Below are 26,434 nucleotides of genomic sequence, written 5' to 3' on the forward strand. Positions count from 1 at the left end.
TCACGCCTCCTTTGCGTCGACGGGGGCGGGAACGGGCGCGCTGCGGCGGGACCGGCGCAGCGGCGGCTTGGCGCCCAGCCGCTTCGGGTCCAGCCCGGACCACGGGTGTCCGCTGGAGAAGAACTTCGTACGGGCCAGCAGGGTCATGACCGGCTTGGTGAAGAGGAACACCACGACCACGTCGAGGAGGGTGGTCAGACCCAGCGTGAAGGCGAAGCCCTGGACCTTGCCGACGGTGACGATGAAGAGCACCGCGGCGGCGAGGAACGACACGAAGTCGGAGACCAGGATGGTGCGGCGGGCACGCGGCCAGGCGCGCTCGACGGCCGGACGCAGGGTGCGGCCCTCGCGGATCTCGTCGCGGATGCGCTCGAAGTACACGATGAACGAGTCGGCCGTGATGCCGATCGCGACGATGGCGCCGCAGACGGCGGGCAGGTTCAGGGCGAAGCCGATGCCCTTGCCCAGCAGCGCCATGATCGTGTAGGTGAGGATCGCGGACACCAGGAGGCTGATGATGGCGATGAAGGCCAGGCCGCGGTAGTACACCAGCAGGTAGATCACCACGAGCACGAGGCCGATGGCGCCGGCGATGAGGCCGGCCTTCAGCTGCTCGCCGCCGAGCGCGGCGGTGACGGTGGTGACGCTGTCCTCCTGGAAGGACAGCGGCAGGGCGCCGTACGAGAGCATGTTGCCCAGGTCCTGCGCGGACTGCTGGGTGAAACCGCCGGAGATCTCGGCGTTGCCGCCGGTCAGCGCCTGGCTGACGGACGGGTCGGAGATGACCTCGCCGTCGAGCACGATCGCGAACTGGTTCTGGGGGGACTGCTTGGTGGCAAGCTCGCCGGTGATCTTGGCGAACTTGTCGGCGCCCTTGTCGGTGAACTGCATGGTGACGATCCACTGACCGCGCTGCTGGTCGATGACGCCCTGGGCGTCCTTCACGTCCTGGCCGTCGACCTGGGCCGGACCGAGGACCCACTTGCCCCAGGCGTTGCCGCGCTGGCCACAGGCGATCATCGGGTCGGTGGGCTTCACGCCCTTGCCGGCCGCGGCGCGCTGGTCCTCCTTGGTGCAGTCCAGCGCGGCGAACTTCGCCTGCAGGTCCGCAACGGCCGGGTCGGCCGCCGGGGTCGGAGCGGGGGCCGGGGCGGAGGGCGTGGCCTTGCCGTCATCTGCCTTCTTCGACTCGCTCGCCGAGGGCGAGGGAGTGGGGGTGCCCGGGGCCTTGAGGGCCTCGCTGAGCACACGGCCCTGGGAAGTGGCGCTGGACGACGGGGTGGCCGACGCGGAAGGCTTGGAGCCGTCGGCCTTCGGGGCACCGGAACCGCTCGCGGAGGGGCTCGGGGACGTACCCGGGGACGTGCTCGGCTTCGGCTCCGGAGCGACGGGGGCGCCGTCGGCGAAGGCCAGCACGGGGCGGAAGTACAGCTGGGCGGTGGTACCGACCTGCTGGCGGGCCTGCTGCTCGTTCACCCCCTTGGGGATGTTCACGATGATGTGGTCGCGGCCCTGCGTCTGGACCTCGGCCTCCGAAACGCCGAGACCGTTGACGCGGCGCTCGATGATGCCGACCGCCGTGTTCATGTTGGTCTCGTTGACGGCGTCCGGCTTGCCGGGCTCGCTCTTGGCCTTGAGCGTGATGCTCGTACCGCCGGCGAGGTCGATGCCCAGACGGGGCGTCGTCTGCTTCGTGAGGAACATCCCCGCGGTGAGCGCCACCATCGCGATCAGGATGAAGGCCAGGGCGCGCCCCGGCCTCCCCTGAGCCCCCGTGGGCCGCCGGCCCTTCTTCGGTGCTGCCACCTTGTCGTTTCTCCCTGTCCAACCGTCCCGCGCCGGGTCAGCGCGCGGACGGCCACGAAATGTGTGGTGGGGACCCCTGCCCCCCGCAGAAGTTCACTGCGGGAACCGCGGCGGATGCCGGTCGGACACCACCGCGGTCCCTGCCGGACGCTACTTGGCGCCGGGCTCGCCGTCGGTCTTGCCGTCCTTCGGCTCGTCGTCGCCCTTGGGCTCGTCCTTCTTGCCCAGGTCGAGCTTGGGGGCGTCGCCCCCGGTCAGCGAGGAGGCGTCGTCGGGGACGACCGGCGCGTCGCCCTCCTGGGCCTCGGAGAAGCCGTGGACGATCCGGTTGTACTCGGCGTCCTCCAGCACGGCGCCGATGGCGTTCTTCGCGTAGACCGCGTGGACACCGGGGGCCACCTCAAGGGTGACGGTGTCCTCGCCGATCTCCTTGACCGTGGCGTACATGCCGCCGATGGTGCGCACGCCGGTGCCGGTCGTCATCTGGTCGCGCATCGAAGCGGCCTGGGCCTGCTTCTTCTTGGCGGACCGGGTCATCAGGAACATCGCCCCGATGAGCACGATGAACGGGAGCAAGAAGCTGATGTTGTTCACGGGACGAGGATCCTTCGCACGGCCGCGCCAGGGAGCGGCCATTTCTACGGGGGTGGGCACGCCGACCCGAAGGGTCGGCATCGGCGGAGTCTAGGCGAGTCCGCACCGATGGAACAACGCCCAGCATGGCACCGCAGTTCCTGACCGGTCGAACCTCCGCGCCGTCAGGCCCCGAACAGGCCCTGTTGTCCGCTTGGTCCGCCGCCGCCCTGCTGGGGCGGGACGAGCCCCAGGTGGGCCCATGCGGCGGGGGTCGCGATCCGGCCGCGCGGGGTACGGGCGAGCAGCCCCTCCCTGACCAGGAAGGGCTCGGCGACCTCCTCGACCGTCTCGCGCTCCTCCCCCACGGCGACGGCGAGGGTGGACAGCCCGACGGGCCCGCCGCCGAACAGCTTGAGCAGGGCCTCCAGCACGGCCCGGTCCAGCCGGTCCAGCCCGCGGGCGTCCACCTCGTACACCTGGAGGGCGGTGGCGGCCACCTCACGGGTGATCACCCCGTCGGCCTTCACCTGGGCGTAGTCGCGTACGCGGCGCAGCAGCCGGTTGGCGATGCGGGGCGTGCCGCGGGAGCGGCCGGCGATCTCGGCGGCCCCGGCGGTGTCGATCTCGACGTCGAGGAGGCCGGCGGAGCGGTGGACGACGCGTTCCAGCTCCGCGGGGGCGTAGAACTCCATGTGGCCGGTGAAGCCGAACCGGTCACGCAGCGGCGGCGGCAGCAGGCCGGCGCGGGTCGTCGCCCCGACGAGGGTGAAGGGCGGCAGTTCCAGCGGGATGGCGGTGGCTCCGGGCCCCTTGCCGACGATCACGTCGACGCGGAAGTCCTCCATGGCCATGTACAGCATCTCCTCGGCGGGCCGGGACATGCGGTGGATCTCGTCGAGGAAGAGCACCTCGCCCTCCTGGAGGGAGGACAGGATCGCCGCGAGGTCCCCGGCGTGCTGGATGGCGGGGCCGGAGGTGATCCGGATGGGCGCTCCCATCTCGGCGGCGATGATCATCGACAGCGTGGTCTTGCCGAGGCCCGGCGCGCCGGACAGCAGCACGTGGTCGGCGGTGGCTCCGCGCTGGCGGGCGGCCTTCAGCACGAGGTCCAGCTGCTGGCGGACCTTCTCCTGGCCGACGAACTCGCCGAGGTCCTTCGGGCGCAGCGCCGCCTCGACGGCGGTGTCCTCCCCGTCGGCGGCGGCCGCCACGATCCGGTCGTCGCTCTCGTCGTCCCAGTTCACGGTGTTCAGTCTGCCTTCTACGTCGTTGCGGTGGTCAACCCGGGTACGCGGTCCCGCCGCGCGGAGCCGGTTCCCTCCCCGCCCTTCGCCCGTTCTCGCCTCAAACGCCGGCGGGGCCGGACTTTCCGGCCCCGCCGGCGTTTTGAGGCGCGGGGTCCGGGGCGGAGCCCCCGGGGAACGGGCGAAGGGCGGGTAGGGGGCCTCGCCCCGCGCAGCGGCACGGGGGCCCGTCAGCGGGCCCGGTTCAGCGACTGGAGCGCGGCCCGCAGCAGCTGCGGAACGGGCGCCGAACCGCCGGAGGCAATGGCCGCCTCGGCTTGCGGCGCCACGGCCGAAACCGCCTCCTCCGCGTCCCGCGATGCGTAACCCAGCCCGATCAGCGCGGCGGTGAGCTGCTCCGTCCAGGGCGCCGGCCCCGCCGCGGCCGGCGCACGCTGGACGCCCACCACGGCGGCCGGGGAGCCCAGCTTCCCCTTCAGCTCCAGCAGCAGCTTCTGGGCCCCCTTCGGCCCGATCCCCGGCACCGCCGTCAGCGCCTTCGCGTCGCCCGCGGCGAAAGCCACCCGCAGCGCGTCCGGGGTGTGCACCCCGAGCATCGCCTGGGCCACCCGGGGACCGACCCCGCTCGCGGTCTGGAGGAGCTCGAAGACCTGGCGTTCGTCGTCGTCCGCGAAGCCGTACAGGGTCAGCGAGTCCTCGCGCACGACCAGCGAGGTGGCCAGCCGCGCCTGCTCACCCACCCGGAGCCCCGCGATGGTGTTCGGCGTGCACTGCACGGCCATGCCCACTCCCCCGACCTCGATCACGGCCAGGGTGGGGGCGAGTGCGGCGACCGGGCCGCTGACGAAGGCGATCATCGGGTACGGCCTTTCAAGGCAGCGGAAGCAGGGGCGGAGGCGTGCCTGGCGACCGCCTGCTGGAGGCGGTTCTGGGCGGGGGCCCGCCAGATGTGGCAGATGGCGAGCGCGAGGGCGTCGGCGGCGTCGGCCGGCTTCGGCGGTTCGGCGAGCCTCAGCAGCCGGGTCACCATCGCCCCGACCTGCGCCTTGTCGGCGCGGCCGCTGCCGGTGACGGCGGCCTTGACCTCGCTCGGGGTGTGCAGTGCGACCGGTATGCCGCGGCGCGCGGCGCACAGCATGGCGACGGCGCTCGCCTGGGCGGTGCCCATCACGGTGCGGACGTTGTGCTGGCTGAAAACCCGCTCCACCGCGACGCACTCCGGCCGGTGCTCATCGAGCCATTCCTCGATGCCGGCCTCGATCGCGACGAGCCGCTGCCCCAGCTCGGCGTCGGCCGGCGTCCGCACGACCCCGACGCCGATCATGGTCAGGGGCCGCCCCGCGACTCCCTCGACCACGCCGACACCGCACCGCGTCAGCCCCGGGTCCACACCCAGTACGCGCACTCCGCCCCCTCTTCCGACACCTGTCCGTGCAGGCTATCCGCCCCCACCGACAATGCGACGGCGGGCCGACAGGGTGTGTCCTGTCGGCCCGCCGAAGGGAAAGCGGGAGGGTGCGGCGCCGGTCAGGCGTCGACCTTCTCCATGACCTCGTCCGAGACGTCGAAGTTGGCGAAGACGTTCTGCACGTCGTCGCTGTCCTCCAGCGCGTCGATCAGCTTGAAGATCTTGCGCGCGCCCTCTTCGTCGAGCTCGACCTGCATGGTCGGGACGAAGCTGGAGTCGGCGGAGTCGTAGTCGATGCCGGCTTCCTGGAGCGCGGTGCGGACCGCGACCAGGTCGGTGGCCTCGCTGATGATCTCCCAGGTCTCGCCGTTGTCGTTGACCTCTTCGGCCCCGGCCTCCAGGACCGCGTCCAGGACGTCGTCCTCGGAGAGCTCGGCCTTGGGCAGCAGGATGACGCCCTTGCGGTTGAACAGGTACGAGACCGAGCCCGGGTCGGCCATGGAGCCGCCGTTGCGGGTCATGGCGACGCGGACGTCGGAGGCGGCACGGTTGCGGTTGTCGGTGAGGCACTCGATGAGCACCGCGACGCCGTTGGGGCCGTAGCCTTCGTACATGATCGTCTCGTAGTCGGCGCCGCCGGCCTCGAGGCCGCCGCCGCGCTTGACCGCGGAGTCGATGTTCTTGTTCGGGACCGACTGCTTCTTGGCCTTCTGGACGGCGTCGAAGAGCGTCGGGTTGCCCTCGATGTCGGCGCCGCCCATACGGGCCGCGACCTCGATGTTCTTGATCAGCTTCGCGAAGAGCTTGCCGCGCTTGGCATCGATCACGGCCTTCTTGTGCTTCGTCGTAGCCCATTTAGAGTGGCCGGACATCCGCCTGTCTCCTTCGCGTAACCAACAGTGTTCACCAACGATCCTACCGGGAGCTCGTCAGAGCCCCGCGCGCACCATGTCGACGAAGTACGCGTGGACCCGGTCGTCGCCCGTCAGTTCGGGGTGGAAGGAGGTGGCGAGGACGTTGCCCTGGCGCACGGCGACCGTGTGGCCGTCGTACGTCGCGAGCACTTCGACGCTGCCGCCGACCGACTCGACCCACGGGGCGCGGATGAAGACGCCCTCGACGGGCCCGCCGTCTATGCCCGCGAAGTCGATCCTGGCTTCGAAGGACTCGTTCTGGCGGCCGAAGGCGTTGCGGCGCACGATCATGTCGATGCCGCCGAGCGTCTCCTGGTCCTCACGGCCGTCGAGCAGCTTGTCCGCGAGCATGATCATGCCGGCGCAGGTGCCGTAGACGGGCATGCCGGCGCGCACGCGCTCGCGCAGCGGCTCCAGCATGCCGAACAGGACGGCGAGCTTCGACATGGTCGTGGACTCGCCGCCGGGGATCACCAGGGCGTCGACCCCGGCGAGCTCCTCGGGGCGCCGGACCGGCCTGGCCACGGCGTCCGCCGCGGCCAGGGCGATCAGGTGCTCCCGTACGTCGCCCTGGAGGGCCAGGACACCAATAACGGGGGTGGTCATGGCAGTGACTACCAGCCGCGGTTGGCGTAGCGCTCGGCCTCGGGGAGGGTGTCGCAGTTGATGCCGACCATGGCCTCGCCCAGGTTGCGGGACGCGTCCGCGATGACCTTCGGGTCGTCGAAGAAGGTGGTGGCCTTCACGATGGCGGCGGCGCGCTTGGCCGGGTCGCCGGACTTGAAGATGCCGGAGCCGACGAAGACGCCTTCGGCGCCGAGCTGGCGCATCAGGGCGGCGTCGGCCGGGGTGGCGACACCACCGGCGGAGAACAGCACGACCGGGAGCTTGCCGAGCTCGGCGACCTCCTTGACGAGCTCGTACGGGGCGCGCAGCTCCTTGGCGGCGGCGTACAGCTCGTTGTTGTCGTAGCCGCGCAGCTGTGCGATCTCGTTCTTGATCTGGCGCAGGTGGCGGACGGCCTCGACGACGTTGCCGGTGCCGGCCTCGCCCTTCGAGCGGATCATGGCCGCGCCCTCGGCGATGCGGCGCAGGGCCTCGCCCAGGTTGGTGGCGCCACAGACGAAGGGGGTGGTGAAGGCCCACTTGTCGGAGTGGTTGATCTCGTCGGCCGGGGTCAGGACCTCGGACTCGTCGATGTAGTCGACGCCGAGGGACTGGAGGACCTGGGCCTCGACGAAGTGGCCGATGCGGGACTTGGCCATGACCGGGATGGAGACGGCCTCGATGATCTCTTCGATCATGTTCGGGTCGGACATGCGGGCCACGCCGCCGTCCTTGCGGATGTCGGCGGGGACCCGCTCCAGGGCCATGACGGCCACGGCGCCGGCGTCCTCGGCGATCTTCGCCTGCTCGGCGTTGACCACGTCCATGATCACGCCGCCCTTGAGCTGCTCGGCCATGCCGCGCTTGACGCGGGAGGTGCCGATCGCCGACTCAGCGGACTGGGAAGAGGTGGGAAGCGTGCTCACGGGTTGACCTCACTCGAAACGAACTCGAAAGGAAGACGGGCGGTACTCGGCTGAGAAAACCCCACCGACCAGTCCACTACAAGGGCCAATGTGGAGCCGGTGGCTCTTTCACTTGTCCCCCGCGGCCCTATGAACCTCAGGCGGGACGGTCCGCGAGGTCCACCGGAGGCTCATCGTCCATTTCGAAGGCCAGCGGGAACGGCGCGTGTCCCGCCAGTCTGAACCATCGGACCTTGCGGTGGCGGCGCAGCGCGCGGGCGGCCCGTACGGCGTCGTTGAGGAACCGGCGCGCCATGGGCACCCGGCGCACCGCCGCGGCCAGCTCCTCGGCGGCCTCCACCCCGCCCGGGGCGGCCTTCAGCACCTCCACCTGGTCCGCGTCGGCGAACACCGCCCGCAGCGCCTGGCTGAGCTCGCTCTCGGCGACCTCCCGGTGCTCCTCCTCGGCCTGCCGCGCGGCGTGCGCGGCCTCGTACAGCACGAGCGAGGAAGCGGGGTCGAGCGCCCCGGAGGTGGCCACCTCCAGCACCACGGAGGCCCGCCGCACGAGCTGCGCGTCGAGTGCGGCCCGGGCGGCATCCATCCGCGTGTGCAACCGGTCCAGCCGCCCGGCGGTCCAGCTGAGGTAGACCCCGACGACGCCGAGCGCCACCGCGATCCAGACAAGGTTTTCGATCACGGGCGGCGACACTACCGTCCCGGACCGCTGCGGGACGAAGGAGCCGGCTCAGGCGACCCAGCGGGCCACGGCCTCCTCGATCTCACGGGGCTCCGGTCCGGGCCGTGCTCCCGCTTCCCAGTGGGGTCGGGCCGCAGCGAGTTTGGCGGCGAGTTCCCCCGCGAGCCGTCTCCGTTCCCCGACGTCCTCGGCCCGTGCGATCCGGCGCCCCCAGCGGACCGTGTCGACCACTGCGGACTTCACGGCCTCGAAGGCGAGGTAGTGGGCGAGGTCGGGGCGCCATCCCGCGCGGCACTCGTCCGGAGCGGCCCTTTCCCATCCGGCGGTGGCCTCACGGGCCTGCTCCGGGGTGTACCCCATCTTGTGCAGGTGGTCGGCCAGGTCGTAGACCGGGTCCCCCCACAGGGCGAGCTCCCAGTCGAGGAAGGCCACCCGTCCGCTGTCGCCGAGGATCATGTTCTGCCGGTGGAGGTCGGCGTGCAGCAGGCCCATGCGACGGGCGGTCATGCCGCGGAAGCGTTCCCGCAGCAGGCCACAGGGGTCCTTCGGTACGCCCAGGGCCGCGTAGAGCCCCTCGGCGGCCCGGTCGCCCCTGTGCCGGATCGTCTGGACCAGCGCGGTGAGGCGGTCGGCGAATGCCGGGGTGTCGCCCTCTCCCGGCCAGTCCCCCGGTTTCCGGGGCAGGGCCGACGCCGGGATCCGCAGCATCTCCGCGAAGAGCCCTTCCACGGCTTTGAGCACGGCGTCGGGCAGCCGGGCCCCCTCCGGGACCAGGGTGTCGACCCGGCGGCCCGGAACGAAGCCGTGGATCTGGAACTCCGGGTCGGTGCCCGCGTAGAGGAGGCGCGGGGCCGCGGGGACGTAGTGCTCGATGGCCGTGAGTACCTCGGGTTCCCTCCACAGGGCCAGGTCCATGACCTCGGCCCCGTGGGTGCGCATCCGGACGATCACCGGACCGTCGGCGGTCTCCACCCGGATGTTCCGGTTGTAGTACCCCGACTGGCCGGTATCGCGCCTACGGGCTTCCTCGTACAGGGCTACGGCGTCCACTACCGGCCTTTCCACCAGGGAGCGAGGGCTTCGGCGACCCGCTCGGGGGTCAGCGCGGGCGGTGAGCCCCACACCCGGCGGGCCGCATTGATCTTCTTCACGAGCCTCAGGACGAGGAACTCGCGTTCCGCCGGCGAGGAGGTCGCCAGCTGCTTCGAATAGCGGACCGTGTCGACCACGGCCGACTTGACCTTCTCGTGGTCCATGTACAGCCGGAGGTCCGCGAGCGGACCCGCCGTGTACTCGGGCGGGAGCCTGTCCCGCCACCGGCTGAAGACCTCGGCTCGCTGGTCCTCCGGGTAGTCCATCTTGTGGAAGTGGATCCCGATCTCGTACATCGGGTCGCCCCACAGGGCCAGTTCCCAGTCCAGGAACCACGTCGCACCGTCGGAGACGATCATGTTCTTGCGGTGGAGGTCCGCGTGGAGAACGGCGAACGGCCTGGCCGTGAGCCCATCCCAGAGGGGCCGCACCACGGCGAGGGGGTCCTCGGGGATGCCGAGGAGGCCGAAGGCCTCCCGGTATTCCCCCGCGTACGTCGAGTGGACCTCCTCTGTGAGGTCGGCCAGCAGGTGTCCGAAACCCGGACTGTCTCCCGGGCCGGGCCAGTGCGCGGGCAAGGCGGGAGCCTTCTCGCGGGGAATGCGGGTGAGCTGCTCCATGAGGGTGACGACGTCGTCCAGGACGTGCGGCGGAACCGCGGCTCCGCGCGGGGAGAAGCCGTCCAGGACCCGGCCGGCGATGAAGTGGTGGACCTGGAAGCGCGGTGTCCGGCTGACGTGGCGTAGCTCCGGCACTCGGCCGACGTACGGCCGGATGCAGGCGAGTACGTCCTCCTCCTGCCAGAGCCGGACGTCCATGGTGTCCGCCGCGGCGAGCGGGATCCGGACGTTGACCTTGCCTTCCGGAGTCGGCAGCCCGACGTTGCGGTTGTAGTACCCGGCCGCGGCTTCGCCCGATTCCACAGCCTGCTCGTAGAGTTCCAGCCACATCACTCGTTCACCTCGACGAACATCGACAGGACGTCCTCCGTGCGTCGGCGCACGGCTTCCGGGTCGCCCAGCGGCCTGACGGCCGGCCGCGCCCGGTCGGCCATCTCCGTCAGCTCCGGGTCGCCGAGCCCGGTCCGTTCGGCGGCCCGGTGGATGGCGAGGATCAGCGAGGGGTAGACCTCGCAGACCTCGAACTCGCGCGCCGCGTGCAGGAGCAGTTCTCCGGCTCTCGCACGTTCGCCCCGCCGCAGGTGCATGAAGGCACGGAACATGTCGGCCCGGGCCCGGCCCGACCGGTAGCCGGCCAGGTCCAGGGCGGTGTTGGCGTTGCGGAACGACTGTTCGGCCCGGTCCAGCCGGCCGAGCCGGGTCTGCGCGATCGCCATGGCCGTGTAGGCCTTGCCGATCTCGTGCTGGGCACCGAGGTCCCGCTGGATCTCCAGGGCCGCCGCCGCTTCGGCCACTGCCGCTTCGGGGTCGGTGAAGACCAGCAGTTCGGCCCGGTTCGTACGGATGTTGGCGAGCCCGATGGCCGCTCCGGCCGCCCGGTATTCCACCTCCGCCTGCGACAACAGTGATTCGGCACTGCCGAAGTCCATCAGGAACCGGTGCCCCAGGTGCATGAGGCGTTTCAGGTCGCCCCGGATGACGCCTTGTCCGGGTGCGCAGATCCCCTCGACCCGTTCGGCAAGTGCGAACGCCGCCGCGAAGTCGCCCTGCCACATCCGGATGTCCGCCAGGCAGAAGCCTGCGAAGGCCCGGGCCTCGCCTTCGTGGCCCTCCCAGACCCGCTCGAAGATCTGCGCGGCCAAGGTGCTCTCCCCCGCGATCCTGCGGGCGTTCGCTCCGGCCAGGGCGAGCCGGGCGGCCACGAGCGAGTGGACCGGGGTGTCGCGTACCGGGGTCAGTGCTGTCGCTCCGGCGGCGTCACCGAGATCGAGCCTTGCCTCGGCCTCCAGGCAGTCGGCGGCGTTGCGGATCCCCTCGGAGCCGGAACGCTCCCGGCCCGTGGCCACCGACCGGGCGAGGTGGTCCCTGAGGTCCTTGACCATCCCGTCGACGGCTTGACGACCGCTCATGCCCAAGGCGCGGTCGGCGTGCCCGAGGATCTCCTCCGGTTCCAGGTCCCCGGCGTGGACCCCGTGGTAGACCGCCTCGCGCAGCGGGGAGGAGCGGGCGACGCCGGCCTCCTCCGCGCCGGTGCCCACCCGGTCGGCGAGACCTTCCCAGTGCCGTCGCAGCACGGCGTGCACCTGCCGGTTCACCCCTTCGGACAGATGGCGTTGGAGGGCCGCGATCATCAGCTGGTGCAGTCTGTACCAGCCCTGGCTCAGCGGGTATGCGAAGGAGTAGGCGGTCAGTGACTCCCACGTCAGCAGGTTCGTGGGGAGGTCGAAGGTCCGGCCGACGGCTCGGAAGACGTCCAGGTCGAAGGTCCTGGCGATGCTGAGCAGTTCGAGGATCCGCACCTCGTCCGGAGCCACGTGCTGGAGGAAGCGCTGGACGATCTCCTCCGAGGTCCCCGCATCCTCGACCGGGCCTCCGTTCTGCACGTGGGTGTCCACGGCCAGGTGGAGGTAGAACGGGACCCCCGCGCTGGCTTCGGCGATGGACCTCTGGCGGGGGATCTCCACGATGCCCGCCTGGGTCAGCAGGTCCAGACGGGCGTCCATGGGCAGGCCGCCGAGCGGAGCCTTGCGGATCACGCTCGCCCACTCCGCGTCGTACGCCGCCCACGGCAGCGGTTCCCGGCTGGCCAGCACGGTCAGACCGCCGTGCAACTGGCCCAGGAGATCGCGCAGCCAGGCGTCGGAGGCGAAGCTCCGGCCGCCCGGCAGCGGTGTCGGCACCATCGCCTCGTAGGCGTCCACGAAGAGGACGTACGGGCGGTCCTGTGCCGACTCGCGCAGTTCTTCGGCGAACAGGTAGGTCACGGCGTGGCCCAGCTCGGCGTTGGTCAGGCCGTCCAGTTCCTGCAGTGTCTGGTCCGCCTCGATGCGGTGCCTGCGCTGGCGGTTGGAGATCGACCGCTTCGTGAGGCGCACCAGCCCGGCCGCCGTCCCGAAGACCGGCAGACCCATCGCGTCGTCCAGGATCTTGGACAACACCTCGCTCTCCTCGGCGAACGGGGTGTTCCTCCGGTCCATCTGCAACTGGGGGTGGACCCGTTGCCACAGCACGGCGTAGGCGATGTCGAAGCGGTCGAACTTCACCCCCTGGGCGCCGTACTCGGTCCGGAGCACGGCCAGGGCGTCCTCCTGCTGCCGCAGGGTCGGCAGCTGGAGGTCCAGCCGCGCCGTCCGGCACGTGTCCGGCGTACGGGCGCGGAGCTGCTGGAGGAGACGCGACTTGCCGATACCGCCGACACCCACCAGGTTCAGGATGCGGGGCCCGCCGGCGATGCCCGCCAGTTCCTCGTCGTACGTGGCGAGCAGTCCCTCACGGTTGAAGAACTGCCTCTGTAACCCGGATACACGTCGGTAGCGCGGCCTGATGGACACGATGGCTCCCCCTGATCACCCAGCCCTTGCAGGGGCGAGGCTACCCACTCCGCCACACCTTCTACGCACGGCGGCGCGGCCCCTACGTGTCCCGCGTGAAGCCCAGGCGGGTGCGGAGGGGGACGCGTTCGTCGGTGGCGACGGCGGCCGCGCCGGCGGTGACCGTCTCGTAGACCGCCAGGATGTCCGCGCCCACCGTCGACCAGTCGAAGCGGCGTACGTGCGCCGAGCCGCGGGCGCTCAGTTCCGCGCGGCGGGCCGGGTCGTGCAGGAGGGCGGTCGCCGCCGCGGCCAGGGAGGCGGCGTCCTCGTTGGCGAACAGTTCGCCCGCCGCGCCCTGGTCCAGGACCTGGGCGAAGGCGTCGAGGTCCGAGGCCAGGACGGCCGCGCCCGCCGAGAGGGCCTCGACCAGGATGATGCCGAAGCTCTCGCCGCCGGTGTTGGGGGCGACGTAGACGTCCACGCTGCGCAGCAGGCGGGCCTTGTCCTCGTCGGAGACCATGCCGAGGAACTCCACCCGGGAGCGCAGGTGCTCCGGGAGGGAGGCCACGGCCTCCTCCTCGTCGCCGCGGCCGGCCACGAGGAGGCGTACGTCCGGGCAGGCCTCGGCGATGGCGGGGAAGGCGGCCATGAGCACCGGGAGGCCCTTGCGGGGTTCGTCGATGCGGCCGATGAAGCCCAGGGTCTGCCCGGACCATTCGGGGTTCGGGTCGGCCTTGGCGAAGAAGTCGACGTCGACGCCGTTGGGGATGACCACCGCGTCCCCGCCGAGGTGTTCGACGAGGGTGCGCCTGGCGTACTCGCTCACCGCGATCCGGGCGCTGATCTTCTCCAGCGCCGGCTGGAGGATCGGGTACGCGGCGATCATCGCCCGCGAGCGGGGGTTGGAGGTGTGGAACGTCGCCACGATCGGGCCCTGGGCCGCCCAGCAGGACAGCAGGCCGAGGGAGGGCGAGGCCGGCTCGTGGATGTGGATCACGTCGAAGACGCCGTCGTGCAGCCATCGGCGCACCCGGGCGGCGGAGAGGAAGCCGAAGTTCAGCCGGGCGACGGACCCGTTGTAGGGCACCGGCACCGCCCGTCCCGCCGAGACCACGTAGGGGGGCAGCGGGGTCTCGTCGTCCGCCGGGGCCAGCACCGACACCTCGTGGCCCTGGCGGATCAGGTGTTCGGCCAGGTCGCGGATGTGGAACTGGACGCCGCCCGGCACGTCCCACGAGTACGGGCACACGATGCCGATCTTCACTACGGGCGCTCCTCCAGGTCGTCCAGCCACAGGCGCTGCAACATGTGCCAGTCCTCCGGGTGCTCCGCGATGCCCGACGCGAAGGCGTCCGCGACCGCCTGGGTCATGGCGGCGGTCTTCTCGGTCCGTGTGCCCTGCTCGGGCACCTCCACCGCGGGGTGGAACCGGCCGTACATCTTCGGGGTGCGGCCGTAGTACAGGGTGACCGGCAGCAGTACCGCCCCGGTCTGCTGCGCGAGCAGTGCGGGACCCGCGGGCATCCGGGCGCGGGAGCCGAAGAAGTCCACCTCGACCCCGGAGGCCGACAGGTCCCGGTCGGCGACCAGGCAGATCAGCCCGCCGGAGCGCAGCCGGCGGGCGAGGGTGCCGAAGGAGGCGCCGCCGTTGTGCGGCAGGACCTCCATGCCCAGGCTCTCCCGGTAGGCCACGAAGCGGTCGTAGAGGGACTCGGGCTTGAGCCGCTCGGCGACGGTGGTGAAGGGGACGCCGAGGTGGCCGGTGACCCAGGCGCCCGCGAGGTCCCAGTTGGCCAGGTGCGGCAGGGCGGCGATGACCCCGCGCCCGGAGGCGATGGCCTCGCGCAGGATGTGGTCGTCCTTCAGCTGGACGTCCTCGCCGAACCGTTCCGGGTCCATGGCCGGCAGCCGGAAGGACTCCATCCAGTAGCGCATGTACGAACGCATGCCCGCGTGCGACAGCTCGCGCAGCCGCTCGGGGGTCGCGTCGGGCACCACCCGGGCCAGGTTGGACTCCAGCCGCAGCACGCTCTTGCCGCGCCGCTTCCACGCCACGTCCGCGATCTTGCGGCCGAGGGCCACCGCCGCCGGCTCGGGGAGCTTCTTCACGCCCGCCCAGCCGAGCCCGTACAGCCCGTCGACCAGCTTGTCCTGTGCCTTGCCCATCAGAGCGCGCCGCCTTCGGCACCGGCGGCCGCCGCGTCGGCCTCGGCCGCCTCACGGCGTACGGTGACGACCCGCTGGATCAGCGTGACCAGCGAGCCCGCCGCCACGATCCACAGCGCGGCCGGCAGCAGCACACCGATCCACGAGGGGACCCCGAAGGTCTGGAGGCCGGACAGGCCGGCCGCGACCAGGGAGATCACCAGGCGTTCGGCGCGCTCGACGAGGCCGTTGACGGCGACGGGCAGCCCGATCGCCTCGCCGCGGGCCTTCGTGTACGAGACCACCTGCCCGCTGGCCAGGCAGAAGATCGCCACCGCGCACAGCACGTTGTCGTCGCCCAGGCCCGCGTACCAGAGCGCGAGGCCGCCGAAGATCGCCGCGTCCGCCACCCGGTCGAGCGTGGAGTCGAGGAACGCCCCCCACCGGCTGGAGGTCCCGGCCTGGCGGGCCATGTTGCCGTCCACCAGGTCGGAGAAGACGAAGAGGGTGATGGTGATCGTTCCCCAGAAGAGCTCGCCCCGGGGGAAGAAGACCAGCGCTCCGGCCACCACTCCGGCGGTGCCGATGAGGGTGACGGCGTCCGGGCTCACCCCCCGGCGCAGGAGAAATGCGGCGAACGGCGTGAGAACACGCGTGAAGAACGCACGCGCGTACTTGTTCAGCATGGCCTTCCCAGAGGGTCGCTGGGCCGAGCGGCCACAACGGCCACCGGCTGGCCCATCGTAGCCAGCACCCCGCGCCCGCAGCGCCGCGCACCCACCGGTTCGCTCCCGCTCCCCACCCGCCGCGCCTCCGCGTCACCCTCCCGCCGCGCATCCGACCGTGGCCGGTACCACGTATGGACGCAGTGTGACGGCAGTGCAAAGCTCGAAGGACCCCGATCACCCTCCTCACCGCGACACCAGGAGGCACGAGAAGCATGGGAGCCACATCACACCAAGCCGGAGCCGCCGGCAGGGCACTGACGGCCGACCGCCCCGATTCCGTACGGAACGTCGTGCTGGTCGGCCACAGCGGTGCCGGGAAGACCACTCTGGTCGAAGCCCTGGCCCTGACCGCGGGGGCCGTGAACCGGGCCGGGCGGGTCGAGGACGGGGGCACGGTCTCGGACTACGACGAGATCGAGCACCGCCGCCAGCGCTCCGTCCAGCTGTCCCTGGTCCCCGTCGAATGGGCCGGAATCAAGATCAACATCCTGGACACCCCCGGATACGCCGACTTCGTCGGGGAGCTCAGGGCCGGTCTGCGCGCCGCGGACGCGGCCCTCTTCGTCGTCTCCGCCTCCGACGGGATCGACGGAGCCACCCGGATGGTCTGGGACGAATGCGAGGCCGTCGGCATGCCGCGCGCCATCGTCGTCACCCATTTGGAGGCAGCCCGCGCCGATTACTCCCAGATGACCGCCGTCTGCGGAGAGACCTTCGGCGCCGACGACCCGGACGCCGTCATCCCGCTCTACCTCCCGCTGCACGGACCGGCCGGACCCGACGGCCACTCCCCCGTCAACGGCCTGCTGGGCCTGCTCTCCCGGCGCGTGTACGACTACACCTCCGGCGAGCGCGCCGAGCGCGACCCGGACCCCGCCGAGCTCGCCCTCATCGACGACGCCCGCTCCCGCCTCATCGAGGGGATCATCGCCGAGAGCGAGGACGAGACCCTCATGGACCGCTACCTCGGCGGTGAGGACATCGACGTCAAGACGCTGATCGACGACCTGGAACGGGCCGTCGCCCGGGGCACCTTCCACCCCGTCCTGATGGCCGCCCCCGCCGCCGACGGCGCCCGCCAGGGCCTGGGCACGGTGGAGCTCCTCGAACTGATCACCGGCGGCTTCCCCACCCCCGCCGAACGCGCCCCCGTCGCCGTCACCGCCCCCGACGGCTCCCCCCGGCCCGACGTCACCTGCGACCCCTCCGGGCCGCTCCTCGCCGAGGTGGTCAAGACCTCCTCCGACCCCTACGTCGGCCGCGTCTCCCTGGTCCGCGTCTTCTCCGGCACCCTGCGCCCCGAGGAGACCGTCCACGTGTCCGGGCACGGTCTGGAGGACCGGGGCCACGAGGACCACGACGTCGACGAGCGCATCGGCACCCTCACCTCCCCCTTCGGCAAACAGCAGCGCACCCTCGGCACCTGCATCGCCGGCGACCTCGCCTGCGTGGCCAAACTCACCCGCGCCGAGACCGGCGACACCCTCTCCGCCAAGGACGCCCCGCTCCTCATGGAGCCCTGGCCGATGCCCGAGCCGCTGCTCCCCCTCGCCGTCGAGGCCCACAGCAAGGCCGACGAGGACAAGCTCTCCCAGGGCCTGGCCCGCCTCGTCGCCGAGGACCCCACCCTGCGGCTGGAGCAGAACCCGCACACACACCAGCTCGTCCTGTGGTGCCTGGGCGAGGCCCACCAGGACCTCGTACTGGAACGGCTCAAGACCCGTTACGGGGTCCAGGTCGACCCCGTCCCCCACAAGGTCAGCCTCCGCGAGACCTTCGGTGCCAAGGCCGCCGGGCGCGGCCGGCACGTCAAGCAGTCCGGCGGCCACGGCCAGTACGCCATCTGCGAGATCGAGGTCGAGCCCCTCCCGCCCGGCAGCGGCATCGAGTTCGTCGACAAGGTCGTCGGCGGCGCCGTTCCCCGCCAGTTCATCCCGTCCGTGGAGAAGGGCGTACGGGCCCAGGCCGCCCGCGGCATCGCGGCCGGCTATCCGCTGGTCGACGTACGCATCACCCTCCGCGACGGCAAGGCGCACTCGGTGGACTCCTCCGACGCCGCCTTCCAGACGGCCGGCGCCCTCGCCCTGCGCGAAGCCGCCGCCGACATCCCGATCCACCTGCTGGAGCCCGTCGCCGAACTCGACGTCGAGGTGCCCGACGAGTACGTCGGCCCGGTCATGAGCGACCTCGCGGGCCGCCGCGGCCGCGTCGTCGGCACCGAGCAGGCGGGCCCCGGCCGGTCCCGGGTGCGCGCCGAGATCCCCGAGATCGAGATCGGCCGCTACGCCGTGGACCTGCGCTCCGTGTCCCACGGCACGGGCCGCTTCAGCCGCTCGTACGCCCGGCACGAGCCCATGCCGCCCCACCTCGCGGACAAGATGCGCGAACACGCTGAGAAGGGAAGCCAGTTGACATAGCACCTCGGATACCGCCCACCCAACCAGCTTGCGGTGGGCGGTGTTTCCCTGTCCCATGACCATGGGGACGGGTACGCATATAGGCTCTTCGCCGCGACGGAGAGCACAACGGACCACGACAGAGCGCGACACGCCCGGGCGCGAGCACGACCGGGCGCGAGCACGACACGCCGCGAACGGCGGCGGCACGACTAGCACGACGGCACCACGGGCAAAGAGCACAGTGGCACGGCGATGGGGGCAGCGGTGGCGGACGACGGTTTCGACTTCAGGCCCGGAGCACAGATTCCTCTCCAGGGGGGCGGCGGCCAGACCGCGGCGACCAACGCCCTCGCCTCCGCCGCGTACCGCGACGGCGGCAAGGACACCGCGCTGTCCTCCGTACTCGGGGCGAACAGCGAGAACCACCCGGCCTCGGTCAAGGCCCCGAAGATCTCCCTCCTCGAACCCAACCTCGGCGAGGCGTTCTGCCGCGCCGTCGAGGCCCGTACCCTCGGCTCCGGCCGCAAACCGCTCATCCAGTCCTTCGGCGCCGACCCTCAGACCGTCGTCGAGCACTGCCTCGCCGCCTCGCGCATCCGCAAGGAGCGCGACCGCAAGCTGCGCCTGATCATGCTGGTCAGCGGCCTGGTGTTCCTGCCCGGACTGCTGCTCTGGCTCGGCCTCTTCCAGCTGCGCAAATCCCTGTCCAAGGGCGAGGGCAGGAAAAGCACCTGGATCGGCACCGCGCTACTGGTCGGAGTGGTCCTCGTCGGTGCGGTGCTGCTCTACCGGGTGGTCTACCGTCAGCCCGGCAGCGGCCTGCTGGAGCTCTACCTGCTCGGCGCGCTCGTCGCCCCCGTCCTCGGCTGGTACCTGGCCCGCCGGATCTGCGAGCGCACCGCCGCCGACCTCCGCTCCCGCTGGGACGGCCTCCTCGGGGGCGGCGCCCCCGTCGCCGCCAAGATCCCCGAGGCGGTCCCCGGCAACCCCGACGAGAAGGCCCGCGAGGACCTCCGCCACCAGCTGGCGAAGCTGACCGCCGAGGACCGCAGCAACTCCGTCTTCTACGCCGGCCCCAAGGGCATCCTCGGCATGGGCACCCGCTGGGGCAGCTGGCAGATGGCCGAGGAGCTGAACCCCAAGACGGACGGGCACGAGATCCACCCCTTCCGCAGCTGGGACGTCATACGCGCGATCGACTCCCAGCTGCGCAAGCTGGAGCGCGGCCCCCTGCACACCGGCGGCTTCCCGCCCGCCTCGATCCAGCACTGGATCGTCACCCCCGTCGGCGAGGGCGCCGGCGAGGTGGCCCGCCCGACCGGCGAGGACGTCGACACCTTCCTGGTCAAGCCGCACGAGATCACCCGGATCTGCAACGAGCAGCAGTTCAGCGCCGGCAACCGGCACTACCTCGGCATCCAGTACCCGCTCTGGGACGGCCAGCTCGTCATCACGATGCTGGTGACCGTCACCGTCCTCTACAAGACCCTGCGCGTGGACGTCACCGCCCACGCCCTCGGCCCGGTGCACGGCCTGTTCACCACCAAGCCCAAGGCCCCGGTGGTCGAGGTCCCCAAGTCCATCCGCTTCTGGGAGACGGTGGAGCGGCCGCTGCCGCTGGTGGACACCATGGAGGTGGTGCGCCTCGCCGCGCGCGCCCCGCTGACCTGGTACCCGCCGCTGCTGGAGTACTTCGGCGGCAAGCTGGTCCTGCCCGAGCCCTTCGGCCTGCGGCACGTCTGGGCGGGCTCCATGTGGCGCCACCGCTTCATGGCGGACGACGCCCTGCGCACCGTGGCCCCGGTGCTGCGGTCGGTGCACACGGCCACGTTCAAGGTGCTGGAGGAGAACGGCGTGGACACCGCGGCCTTCACCAACCGCTCCTCGATCATGAACGGCCTGATCCAGGAGCCGGCCCCGCGCAAGGCGGACGTCTACGACGCGTAGGTACCCTGGAAGGGACCCAGCCGCCCCGGGGAGGGAGCCGTCATGACCGAGCGCAAGCCGCCGGGAGTCAGCTTCGAGTCCTTCGTGGACCGGCAGATCAGAGAGGCCGCCGACCGGGGCGAGTTCGAGAAGCTGCCGGGCTGGGGCAAGCCGATGGCCTCGCTGGACGCCCCGTACGACGAGATGTGGTGGGTCAAGCGGAAGCTGCACGGTGAGGGCTTCTCCACGCTGCCGCCCGCGCTGGCGCTGCGCAAGGAGGCCGAGGACGCCCGGGAGGCGGCCCTGGCCGCCGGGACGGAGCGCCGGGCCCGGGAGATCCTGGCGGAGGTCAACGAGAAGATCCGCACGGCCCTGCGCCGGCCCCCGCCGGGGCCGCCGCTCGGCCTCGCCGAGTTCGACGTGGAGGCGGTCCTGGCGGAGCAGCGCGGGGGCGCTGCGGGCTGATCAGTCGTTCGGCCAGGCGTCGGCGAGCATCTGGCGGGTGTCCGCGAGCAGTTGCGGCAGCACCTTGGTGTGTCCGACGACCGGCATGAAGTTCGTGTCCCCGCCCCAGCGGGGCACGATGTGCTGGTGCAGGTGCGCGGCGATGCCGGCGCCGGCGGCACTGCCCTGGTTGAGCCCGATGTTGAAACCGTGCGCCCCCGAGGCCTTCCGCAGCGCGACCATGGCCCGCTTCGTCAGGTCCGCCAGCTCCGCCGTCTCCGGACCGTCGAGCTCCGTGTAGTCGGCGACGTGGCGGTACGGGACGACCATGAGGTGGCCGCCGTTGTAGGGGTAGAGGTTCAGCACCGCGAACACGTGCTTGCCGCGCGCCACGATCAGGCCGTCCTGGTCGGACATCTCCGGGATCCCGCAGAAGGGGCAGCCGTCCCCGGCTTCCGGACCGGTCGGCTTGTTCTCGCCCTGGATGTAGGCCATCCGGTGGGGGGTCCACAGCCGCTGGAACCCGTCGTGCGTGCCCACACCGTTCTGCCGCTCCGGCTCAATCGTCATGCCATGCAGCATATGACCTCGCCAGGACGAACGAGCGGGGCCCCCGGAAAGTGATCGCTTCCCGGGGGCCCCGCTCCTGGACCGGCCTGGATCAGACCTGGACGCGGTCGGCGACGACCTTGGCGAGCTTGGCCAGCGCCTCGTCCTTCGGGATGCCGTTCTCCTGCGAACCGTCGCGGTAGCGGAAGGAGACGGTACCCGCGGCCATGTCCTCGTCACCGACGATGATCATGAACGGGACCTTGAGCTTCTGGTGGTTGCGGATCTTCTTCTGCATCCGGTCGGAGGAGGCGTCCACCTCGACCCGCAGGCCCTGCTTCTTCGCCGCGGCGGCGAACTCCTGCAGGTACTCCACGTGCCCGTCGCCGATCGGGATGCCGACGGCCTGGACCGGGGCCAGCCATGGCGGCATGGCGCCCGCGTAGTGCTCCAGCAGCACCGCGAAGAACCGCTCGATGGAACCGAACAGCGCGCGGTGGATCATGACCGGGCGCTGGCGGGAGCCGTCCGGGCCGGTGTACTCCAGGTCGAAGCGCTCCGGCAGGTTGAAGTCCAGCTGCACGGTCGACATCTGCCAGGTGCGGCCGATGGCGTCGCGCGCCTGCACGGAGATCTTCGGGCCGTAGAAGGCCGCGCCGCCCGGGTCGGGGGTCAGCGGGAGGCCCTGCTTCTCGGCGACCTGCTGGAGGACCGCGGTGGCCTCCTCCCAGACCTCGTCCGAGCCGACGAACTTCTCCGGGTCCTTGGTGGACAGCTCCAGGTAGAAGTCGGTCAGACCGTAGTCGCGCAGCAGGTTCAGCACGAAGGTGAGCGTGCGGTCGAGCTCCTCGGCCATCTGCTCGCGGGTGCAGTAGATGTGCGCGTCGTCCTGGGTGAAGCCCCGGGCGCGGGTCAGGCCGTGGACCACGCCGGACTTCTCGTACCGGTACACGGTGCCGAACTCGAACAGGCGCAGCGGCAGCTCACGGTAGGAGCGCCCGCGCGCGTCGAAGATCAGGTTGTGCATCGGGCAGTTCATGGGCTTGAGGTAGTAGTCGGTACCACCGTCGAGCTGCATGGGGGGGTACATGCCCTCCGCGTACCAGTCCAGGTGGCCGCTCTTCTCGAAGAGGGCGCCCTTGGTGGCGTGCGGGGAGTAGACGAACTCGTAGCCCTCCTCCTCGTGCCGGCGGCGCGAGTAGTCCTCCATCACGCGGCGGATGATGCCGCCGCGCGGGTGGAAGACGGCGAGGCCGGAGCCGATCTCGTCCGGGATGGAGAAGAGGTCGAGCTCGTTGCCGAGCTTGCGGTGGTCGCGCTTCTCGGCCTCGGCGAGGAAGTCGAGGTGCGCCTTCAGCTCCTCCTTCGAGGGCCAGGCGGTGCCGTAGATGCGCTGGAGCATCGGGTTCTTCTCGCTGCCGCGCCAGTACGCGGCCGCGTTGCGCATCAGCTTGAACGCCGGGATGTTGCGGGTGGTGGGCAGGTGGGGACCGCGGCAGAGGTCCTTCCAGCACAGCTCGCCGGTCTTGGCGTCAAGGTTGTCGTAGATGGTCAGCTCGCCGCCGCCCACCTCGACGTTCGCGCCGTCGTCGGTCGACGCGGAGCCCTTGATGCCGATGAGCTCCAGCTTGTACGGCTCGTCCGCGAGCTCCTCGCGCGCCGCCTCGTCGGAGACCACGCGGCGGGCGAACTTCTGCCCGCGCTTCTGGATCTCCTGCATCTTCTTCTCGATGGTCTTCAGGTCATCGGGAGTGAAGGGCTTGGCGACGTCGAAGTCGTAGTAGAAGCCGTCGCGGACCGGCGGGCCGATGCCCAGCTTGGCCTCGGGGAACAGCTCCTGCACGGCCTGGGCCATGACGTGCGCGGTCGAGTGGCGCAGGATGTTGAGGCCGTCCTCGGAGGAGATCTCCACCGGCTCGACGGTCTCGCCGTCCTCCACCTCGTACGAGAGGTCCTTCAGCTCACCCGCGACGCGCGCGGCGACGATGGTGCGCTCGCCCGCGAAGAGCTCGGCCGCCGTAGTGCCCGTGGCCACCACGCGCTCGTCCCGCTCGGAATCGCGTTGGATGATCACACGGACGTCTGACACCGGTCTCTCCTGACTCAAGGGGTGCGCGAGCGAACGCCGCGCGCCTGAATCGTACCGAGCGGAGTGGCCGCCCCGCGAAACGGTTACCGGGGGCGTCCCCGAGCCCCGCCGCGGGGCCGGCGGGCGGGCGGGGCTCCCGGCCCCGCGGGGCGGGGCTCCCGCACCGTCCCGCCCCGTCGGCCCCGGCCGGAAAACCACCCGGTCCGTGACCTTCCCGCCGGGTAGCGTGGCCGGTCCCGCCCCCGCGCACCCGGAAGGACCGGCCTCCATGCCGCAGCCCCGCCCGCTGGACCTCGCCGACGACACGACGGCCGCCGCCGTGCACCGGATCACCCGGGCCGCCTACGCGGTCGAGGCGGAGCTGATCGGCTTCGACGGCATCCCCGCGCTCGGCGAGGGCCTGGAGGCGATGCGGGCGCGGCCGCTGAGCTGGCTGGGCGCCGTCGCGGAGACGGGCGCGCTCGCCGGGTTCATGGCCTGGGAGGAGACGCCGGACGGCGTGTCCGTCGACCGGCTGTGCGTGGACCCCGCCTGGTTCCGCCGCGGCGTCGCCTCGCTGCTGGTGCGCCACGCCCTCACGGAGCTCTTCCCGGGCCGCCCGGTCAGGGTCACCACGGGCGCGGACAACACCCCGGCGGTCGCCCTGTACGAGCGCCTCGGCTTCACCCGCGGCGCGGACTTCACCCCCGTCCCCGGCCTCCGGATGGCCTCCTTCACCCTGGGCGGCACCGCGTAGCGCCGCGGGGGAACCGGCCGGCGGCCGGGTACGTCCCAGGGGCGCCCGAATGCACAGGGGACCCGGGGGAACGAGGAATCATGCGCCGTACCGCAGTAACGCTCACCTGCATCGCCGCCGCCGCGCTGCTCACCGGCTGCGGGGGCGCCGCCGGTTCCGGCCCGGTGGCCGAGCCGCCCGCACCGCCCGCTCCGGTGTCCGCACCGCCGTCCGCGTCGCCGTCCGCGGGCGGGGCTCCGGCCTGCCCCGGCGCCGACCGCTCCGAGCCCGGCGCCGCGCCCACCACCATCGACGGGACTCCCGCGAACACCCCCGAGGCCGTGCGCCTGTCGCAGGCCGTCGGCGCCCAGGGGTACGGGGCCTTCGCGGACGTCTACGGCACCCACACCACCGACCGGCCCGCGGGCAGGGTCGCGGTGTGCGTGACCGACCTCGCCCGGGGCCGCCTGCTGCTGGAAGCCGCCCGGAAGGCCGACCCCTCCGTCGACCCGGGCCGCGCCGACCTCTACCTGAGCCGCTACACGCACCGCGCGCTCAGGGCCGCCGTCGACCGGCTCACCGCCGACCAGGGCCGGCCGGCCTTCCCCCTGTACAGCTTCTCGGCGGCCCGGGACGCGTCCGGGGTCGTGGTGACGAGCACCGAGGCGGGGGCCGCGTCCAAGGACCTGAAGGCCCGGCTGGAGGAGATCACCGGCGGCGTCCCGGTCACGGTCGAGCGGGGCGACCCGGCGATGCTCTACCCCAAGAGCCCGGACGCCGCCTCACCGGTCGCCCCCTAGTCGCTAGTCGTCCGAGGGGAGCACGTCCTCCGGGTCGAAGGCCTCGTCCAGGGACTTCATCAGCCGGTCCCGCTCCATCTCGTCGAGCGGGACGGGTGTCACGCCCGAGGCCCGCGCCAGCCTGCGGAAGCCGCCCCGGCGGGAGAGCCGGCCGCTGATCCGGACCGGCAGTCCGGCGAGGTGGGCGTGGACGGCGATCCGGTAGCCCTCCTCGTCGAGGGCGGCCCGTACGTACGGGACCTCCGCACCCGACAGCACCCGCAGCCGGACGGTCCCCCCGCCCCCGGACGCCGAGCGCCGCATCCGGACCACGGCCCCCGCGAGCCGGACGGCGACGGCCGGCTCGGCCCGGGTGTAGCGGGCGGCGGCCTCGCGCAGCACCGGCAGGTCGCCCGGCGAGAACTCCACCGGCTCGGGCCGTGCCGCGCACCCCGCCGGGACCCCGGCCGCCGGTGCCCAGGCCAGTCCGATCCGGGCCCCTTCCGAGCCCCGGACCAGGGAGATCAGCGCCTCGGCGAGTTCCCGGCTGACCCCCGCCGCCACCGCCGCGTCGAAGGCCTCCATGCCGCCGGTCGCCCTCCGGTAGTCCACTGCCTCCCGCGCCGCGTGCAGCGCGTGGTGCAGCCGCGTCACCGCCCCGCGCCCCCCTGCCACGGGCACGTACGCGGCGAGCCGGCGCCCGCCCGGGGCGGGCCCCACCAGCACCCCCTCCAGGAAGCGCTCGGCCTGGGCGCGGTGGCGGGCGCCGTAGTATCCGGCGCGGGCGCGGTCTGCGAGGGCCCCGGCCAGCAGCAGCCGGCGGGCGGCCGAGCGCAGCCGCTCCTGCGCGGGCCAGGCGGCCTCGCCCTGGTACCCGTACGGCCCCTGCGGGACCTCCCGCTCCCAGCGGACCTCGTCGCTGGGCACGCTCAGCCCGAGGAGCACCTCCCGCGCGGAGGGCACCCCGCTGCGGGAGAGCGCGCCCAGCGCCTCCTCCAGCAGGTCGGCGCAGTCGGGGAAGCCCCGGTTCTCGGGGACGAGCAGGCTGGTCCCGGCCCGGTCCGGCGGGGTCCAGCGCCCGTAGCGGCCGGCCGCTCCGCCGCGCCGCAGCCAGCCGTGCCGGTGCAGCAGCGCCCCGAGGACCTGCGGGTCGACCTGCCCGGGATCGGGGGCGCCCGGGTCGAGGCCCGGGCGGGGCAGCGGTTCGAGGTGCGCGGGGTACCGGTCCATCAGGGTGTCCCTCCCGACCCGACCCGGGTCATGATCTCGCACAGCGCCCGGTCGTCGAAGATCCGCTCGGTCGGGATCCGTACGGTGGTGCGGCGCCGGCCGGTCACGGGGTGACCGGCGAGGTTGGTCCAGTAGCAGCAGTGCCGCAGGTCGAGCCGGTCGTGCCCGGCGCTCAGCCACTGTTCCCGCTGCCGCGGTACGAGCATCACCACGAGGATCTTGTGGACGGCGACCGGTGTCCGCGCCAGCTTCACCAGGTGCTCGTTGTCCAGGGTGAAGCCGAAGCTGGCCCCGGCGGGGCGGGGCGGTATCTGGTAGGTCGCCTTGAGCTGCACCTTGATGGTCACCTCGTCGTCGACGACGTGCTCGGGCGCGCCGTGGCTGACGTGCCAGTCCACGCCGTTGTCGGGGAAGGGCTGGGAGAGCGAGCAGCCGGCCGCGGCCGCTACGGCGTGCAGGTAGCCCACCTGGAGGGTCTCCATGCAGGCGGTGGTGGCGAGTGTGCCGCGCAGCGGTCCGGTCGGCGGATCGCCCTGTCCGTGCAGCACCCCGCCCGGTTCGGGCTGTGTGAGCGCCATGGCCGGCTCCCCATGCCTTCCGGGCCCTGCCGTGAACGGTGAACGGGAGTGGAGGGGTGACGACCGGTCATGCGTGCGACCCCCTGAGGGAGTTGTCTCCGCACCCGGCTGCCCGCAAACGGCGTACGGGGCAAACAGCACGGGTATCACGGATTCGGCGGGGGTCGG

General features: G+C 71.9%; 24 protein-coding genes. 5 read left to right on the forward strand and 19 right to left on the reverse strand.

Annotated features, from left to right (window positions below; translation table 11 throughout):
- The 15 genes from secD to pgsA all read right to left on the reverse strand — a co-directional run bounded on the left by secD (position 1) and on the right by pgsA (position 15,515).
- Complete coding sequence (gene secD / locus ACZ597_RS21480) at positions 1–1,806, reverse strand: protein translocase subunit SecD (protein WP_471332409.1); 1,806 nt, start codon at positions 1,804–1,806, stop codon at positions 1–3.
- A 150-nt stretch (positions 1,807–1,956) separates the two neighbouring features.
- A complete protein-coding gene (gene yajC, locus ACZ597_RS21485; RefSeq protein ID WP_471332412.1) occupies positions 1,957–2,400 on the reverse strand; it encodes a preprotein translocase subunit YajC in 444 nt (147 codons plus the stop codon).
- A 164-nt stretch (positions 2,401–2,564) separates the two neighbouring features.
- Positions 2,565–3,626 carry a Holliday junction branch migration DNA helicase RuvB gene (ruvB, locus tag ACZ597_RS21490; protein WP_471332415.1) on the reverse strand — a complete coding sequence of 354 codons (1,062 nt, stop codon included), beginning with the start codon at positions 3,624–3,626 and terminating at the stop codon, positions 2,565–2,567.
- Between the two features lie 230 nt (positions 3,627–3,856).
- Positions 3,857–4,483 (reverse strand): Holliday junction branch migration protein RuvA, encoded by a 627-nt coding sequence (gene ruvA, locus ACZ597_RS21495; protein WP_471332418.1) that lies wholly within the window; start codon positions 4,481–4,483, stop codon positions 3,857–3,859.
- The gene (gene ruvC / locus ACZ597_RS21500; protein ID WP_471332421.1) at positions 4,480–5,031 is read right to left on the reverse strand and encodes a crossover junction endodeoxyribonuclease RuvC; all 552 of its coding nucleotides are present in this window, start codon (positions 5,029–5,031) and stop codon (positions 4,480–4,482) included. The genes ruvA and ruvC overlap by 4 nt, the downstream gene beginning before the upstream one ends.
- 122 nt (positions 5,032–5,153) lie before the next feature.
- Positions 5,154–5,906, reverse strand: coding sequence for a YebC/PmpR family DNA-binding transcriptional regulator (locus ACZ597_RS21505; protein ID WP_405981588.1), 753 nt, complete (start codon positions 5,904–5,906; stop codon positions 5,154–5,156).
- A 57-nt stretch (positions 5,907–5,963) separates the two neighbouring features.
- Positions 5,964–6,554: a pyridoxal 5'-phosphate synthase glutaminase subunit PdxT gene (pdxT, locus tag ACZ597_RS21510; RefSeq protein ID WP_471332424.1), complete on the reverse strand. Its 591-nt coding sequence runs from the start codon at positions 6,552–6,554 to the stop codon at positions 5,964–5,966.
- Between the two features lie 8 nt (positions 6,555–6,562).
- Positions 6,563–7,480, reverse strand: coding sequence for a pyridoxal 5'-phosphate synthase lyase subunit PdxS (pdxS, locus tag ACZ597_RS21515; protein ID WP_007263067.1), 918 nt, complete (start codon positions 7,478–7,480; stop codon positions 6,563–6,565).
- 136 nt (positions 7,481–7,616) lie between these two features.
- A complete protein-coding gene (locus ACZ597_RS21520) occupies positions 7,617–8,159 on the reverse strand; it encodes a LemA family protein (protein WP_471332427.1) in 543 nt (180 codons plus the stop codon).
- A 48-nt stretch (positions 8,160–8,207) separates the two neighbouring features.
- On the reverse strand, positions 8,208–9,209 hold the full coding sequence (locus ACZ597_RS21525) for an aminoglycoside phosphotransferase family protein (protein ID WP_471332429.1): 1,002 nt from the start codon (positions 9,207–9,209) through the stop codon (positions 8,208–8,210).
- Positions 9,209–10,201 (reverse strand): phosphotransferase family protein, encoded by a 993-nt coding sequence (locus tag ACZ597_RS21530; protein WP_471332432.1) that lies wholly within the window; start codon positions 10,199–10,201, stop codon positions 9,209–9,211. The genes ACZ597_RS21525 and ACZ597_RS21530 overlap by 1 nt, the downstream gene beginning before the upstream one ends.
- The gene (locus ACZ597_RS21535; protein WP_471332435.1) at positions 10,201–12,702 is read right to left on the reverse strand and encodes a hypothetical protein; all 2,502 of its coding nucleotides are present in this window, start codon (positions 12,700–12,702) and stop codon (positions 10,201–10,203) included. The genes ACZ597_RS21530 and ACZ597_RS21535 overlap by 1 nt, the downstream gene beginning before the upstream one ends.
- 82 nt (positions 12,703–12,784) lie before the next feature.
- The gene (locus ACZ597_RS21540; protein WP_471332438.1) at positions 12,785–13,948 is read right to left on the reverse strand and encodes a glycosyltransferase family 4 protein; all 1,164 of its coding nucleotides are present in this window, start codon (positions 13,946–13,948) and stop codon (positions 12,785–12,787) included.
- Entirely contained in the window at positions 13,948–14,850 is a 903-nt protein-coding gene (locus ACZ597_RS21545) for a phosphatidylinositol mannoside acyltransferase (protein WP_471332441.1), read from the reverse strand. The genes ACZ597_RS21540 and ACZ597_RS21545 overlap by 1 nt, the downstream gene beginning before the upstream one ends.
- Positions 14,850–15,515: a phosphatidylinositol phosphate synthase gene (gene pgsA / locus ACZ597_RS21550; protein ID WP_471332444.1), complete on the reverse strand. Its 666-nt coding sequence runs from the start codon at positions 15,513–15,515 to the stop codon at positions 14,850–14,852. The genes ACZ597_RS21545 and pgsA overlap by 1 nt, the downstream gene beginning before the upstream one ends.
- A gap of 254 nt (positions 15,516–15,769) precedes the next feature.
- Between pgsA and ACZ597_RS21555 the strand changes: the two genes are divergently transcribed.
- From ACZ597_RS21555 to ACZ597_RS21565, 3 genes are all read left to right on the forward strand, one after another.
- Positions 15,770–17,974, forward strand: coding sequence for an elongation factor G-like protein EF-G2 (locus tag ACZ597_RS21555; protein ID WP_471332446.1), 2,205 nt, complete (start codon positions 15,770–15,772; stop codon positions 17,972–17,974).
- 234 nt (positions 17,975–18,208) lie between these two features.
- Positions 18,209–19,903: a hypothetical protein gene (locus ACZ597_RS21560; protein WP_471332449.1), complete on the forward strand. Its 1,695-nt coding sequence runs from the start codon at positions 18,209–18,211 to the stop codon at positions 19,901–19,903.
- Between the two features lie 42 nt (positions 19,904–19,945).
- Complete coding sequence (locus ACZ597_RS21565; protein ID WP_471332452.1) at positions 19,946–20,347, forward strand: DnaJ family domain-containing protein; 402 nt, start codon at positions 19,946–19,948, stop codon at positions 20,345–20,347.
- Here the strand turns inward: ACZ597_RS21565 and ACZ597_RS21570 are convergent, their stop codons facing one another.
- Together ACZ597_RS21570 and thrS are read right to left on the reverse strand one after the other, a co-directional pair.
- Positions 20,348–20,908, reverse strand: a complete 561-nt coding sequence (locus ACZ597_RS21570; protein WP_125603369.1) for an HIT family protein — start codon at positions 20,906–20,908, stop codon at positions 20,348–20,350. It lies immediately after the preceding gene.
- A 79-nt stretch (positions 20,909–20,987) separates the two neighbouring features.
- Positions 20,988–22,964: a threonine--tRNA ligase gene (gene thrS / locus ACZ597_RS21575; protein ID WP_471332455.1), complete on the reverse strand. Its 1,977-nt coding sequence runs from the start codon at positions 22,962–22,964 to the stop codon at positions 20,988–20,990.
- Positions 22,965–23,232: 268 nt separating this feature from the next.
- On the opposite strand from thrS, the gene ACZ597_RS21580 reads away from it, so the two are divergent.
- Positions 23,233–23,700, forward strand: coding sequence for a GNAT family N-acetyltransferase (locus tag ACZ597_RS21580; RefSeq protein ID WP_471332458.1), 468 nt, complete (start codon positions 23,233–23,235; stop codon positions 23,698–23,700).
- An 80-nt stretch (positions 23,701–23,780) separates the two neighbouring features.
- Positions 23,781–24,479 (forward strand): hypothetical protein, encoded by a 699-nt coding sequence (locus ACZ597_RS21585; protein WP_471332461.1) that lies wholly within the window; start codon positions 23,781–23,783, stop codon positions 24,477–24,479.
- Positions 24,480–24,482: 3 nt separating this feature from the next.
- Here the strand turns inward: ACZ597_RS21585 and ACZ597_RS21590 are convergent, their stop codons facing one another.
- Complete coding sequence (locus tag ACZ597_RS21590; RefSeq protein ID WP_471332463.1) at positions 24,483–25,688, reverse strand: hypothetical protein; 1,206 nt, start codon at positions 25,686–25,688, stop codon at positions 24,483–24,485.
- The gene (locus ACZ597_RS21595; protein WP_362474168.1) at positions 25,688–26,266 is read right to left on the reverse strand and encodes a DUF4365 domain-containing protein; all 579 of its coding nucleotides are present in this window, start codon (positions 26,264–26,266) and stop codon (positions 25,688–25,690) included. The genes ACZ597_RS21590 and ACZ597_RS21595 overlap by 1 nt, the downstream gene beginning before the upstream one ends.
- Positions 26,267–26,434: the final 168 nt, after the last annotated feature.

The organism is Streptomyces sp. NPDC040718 (genome assembly GCF_055593565.1).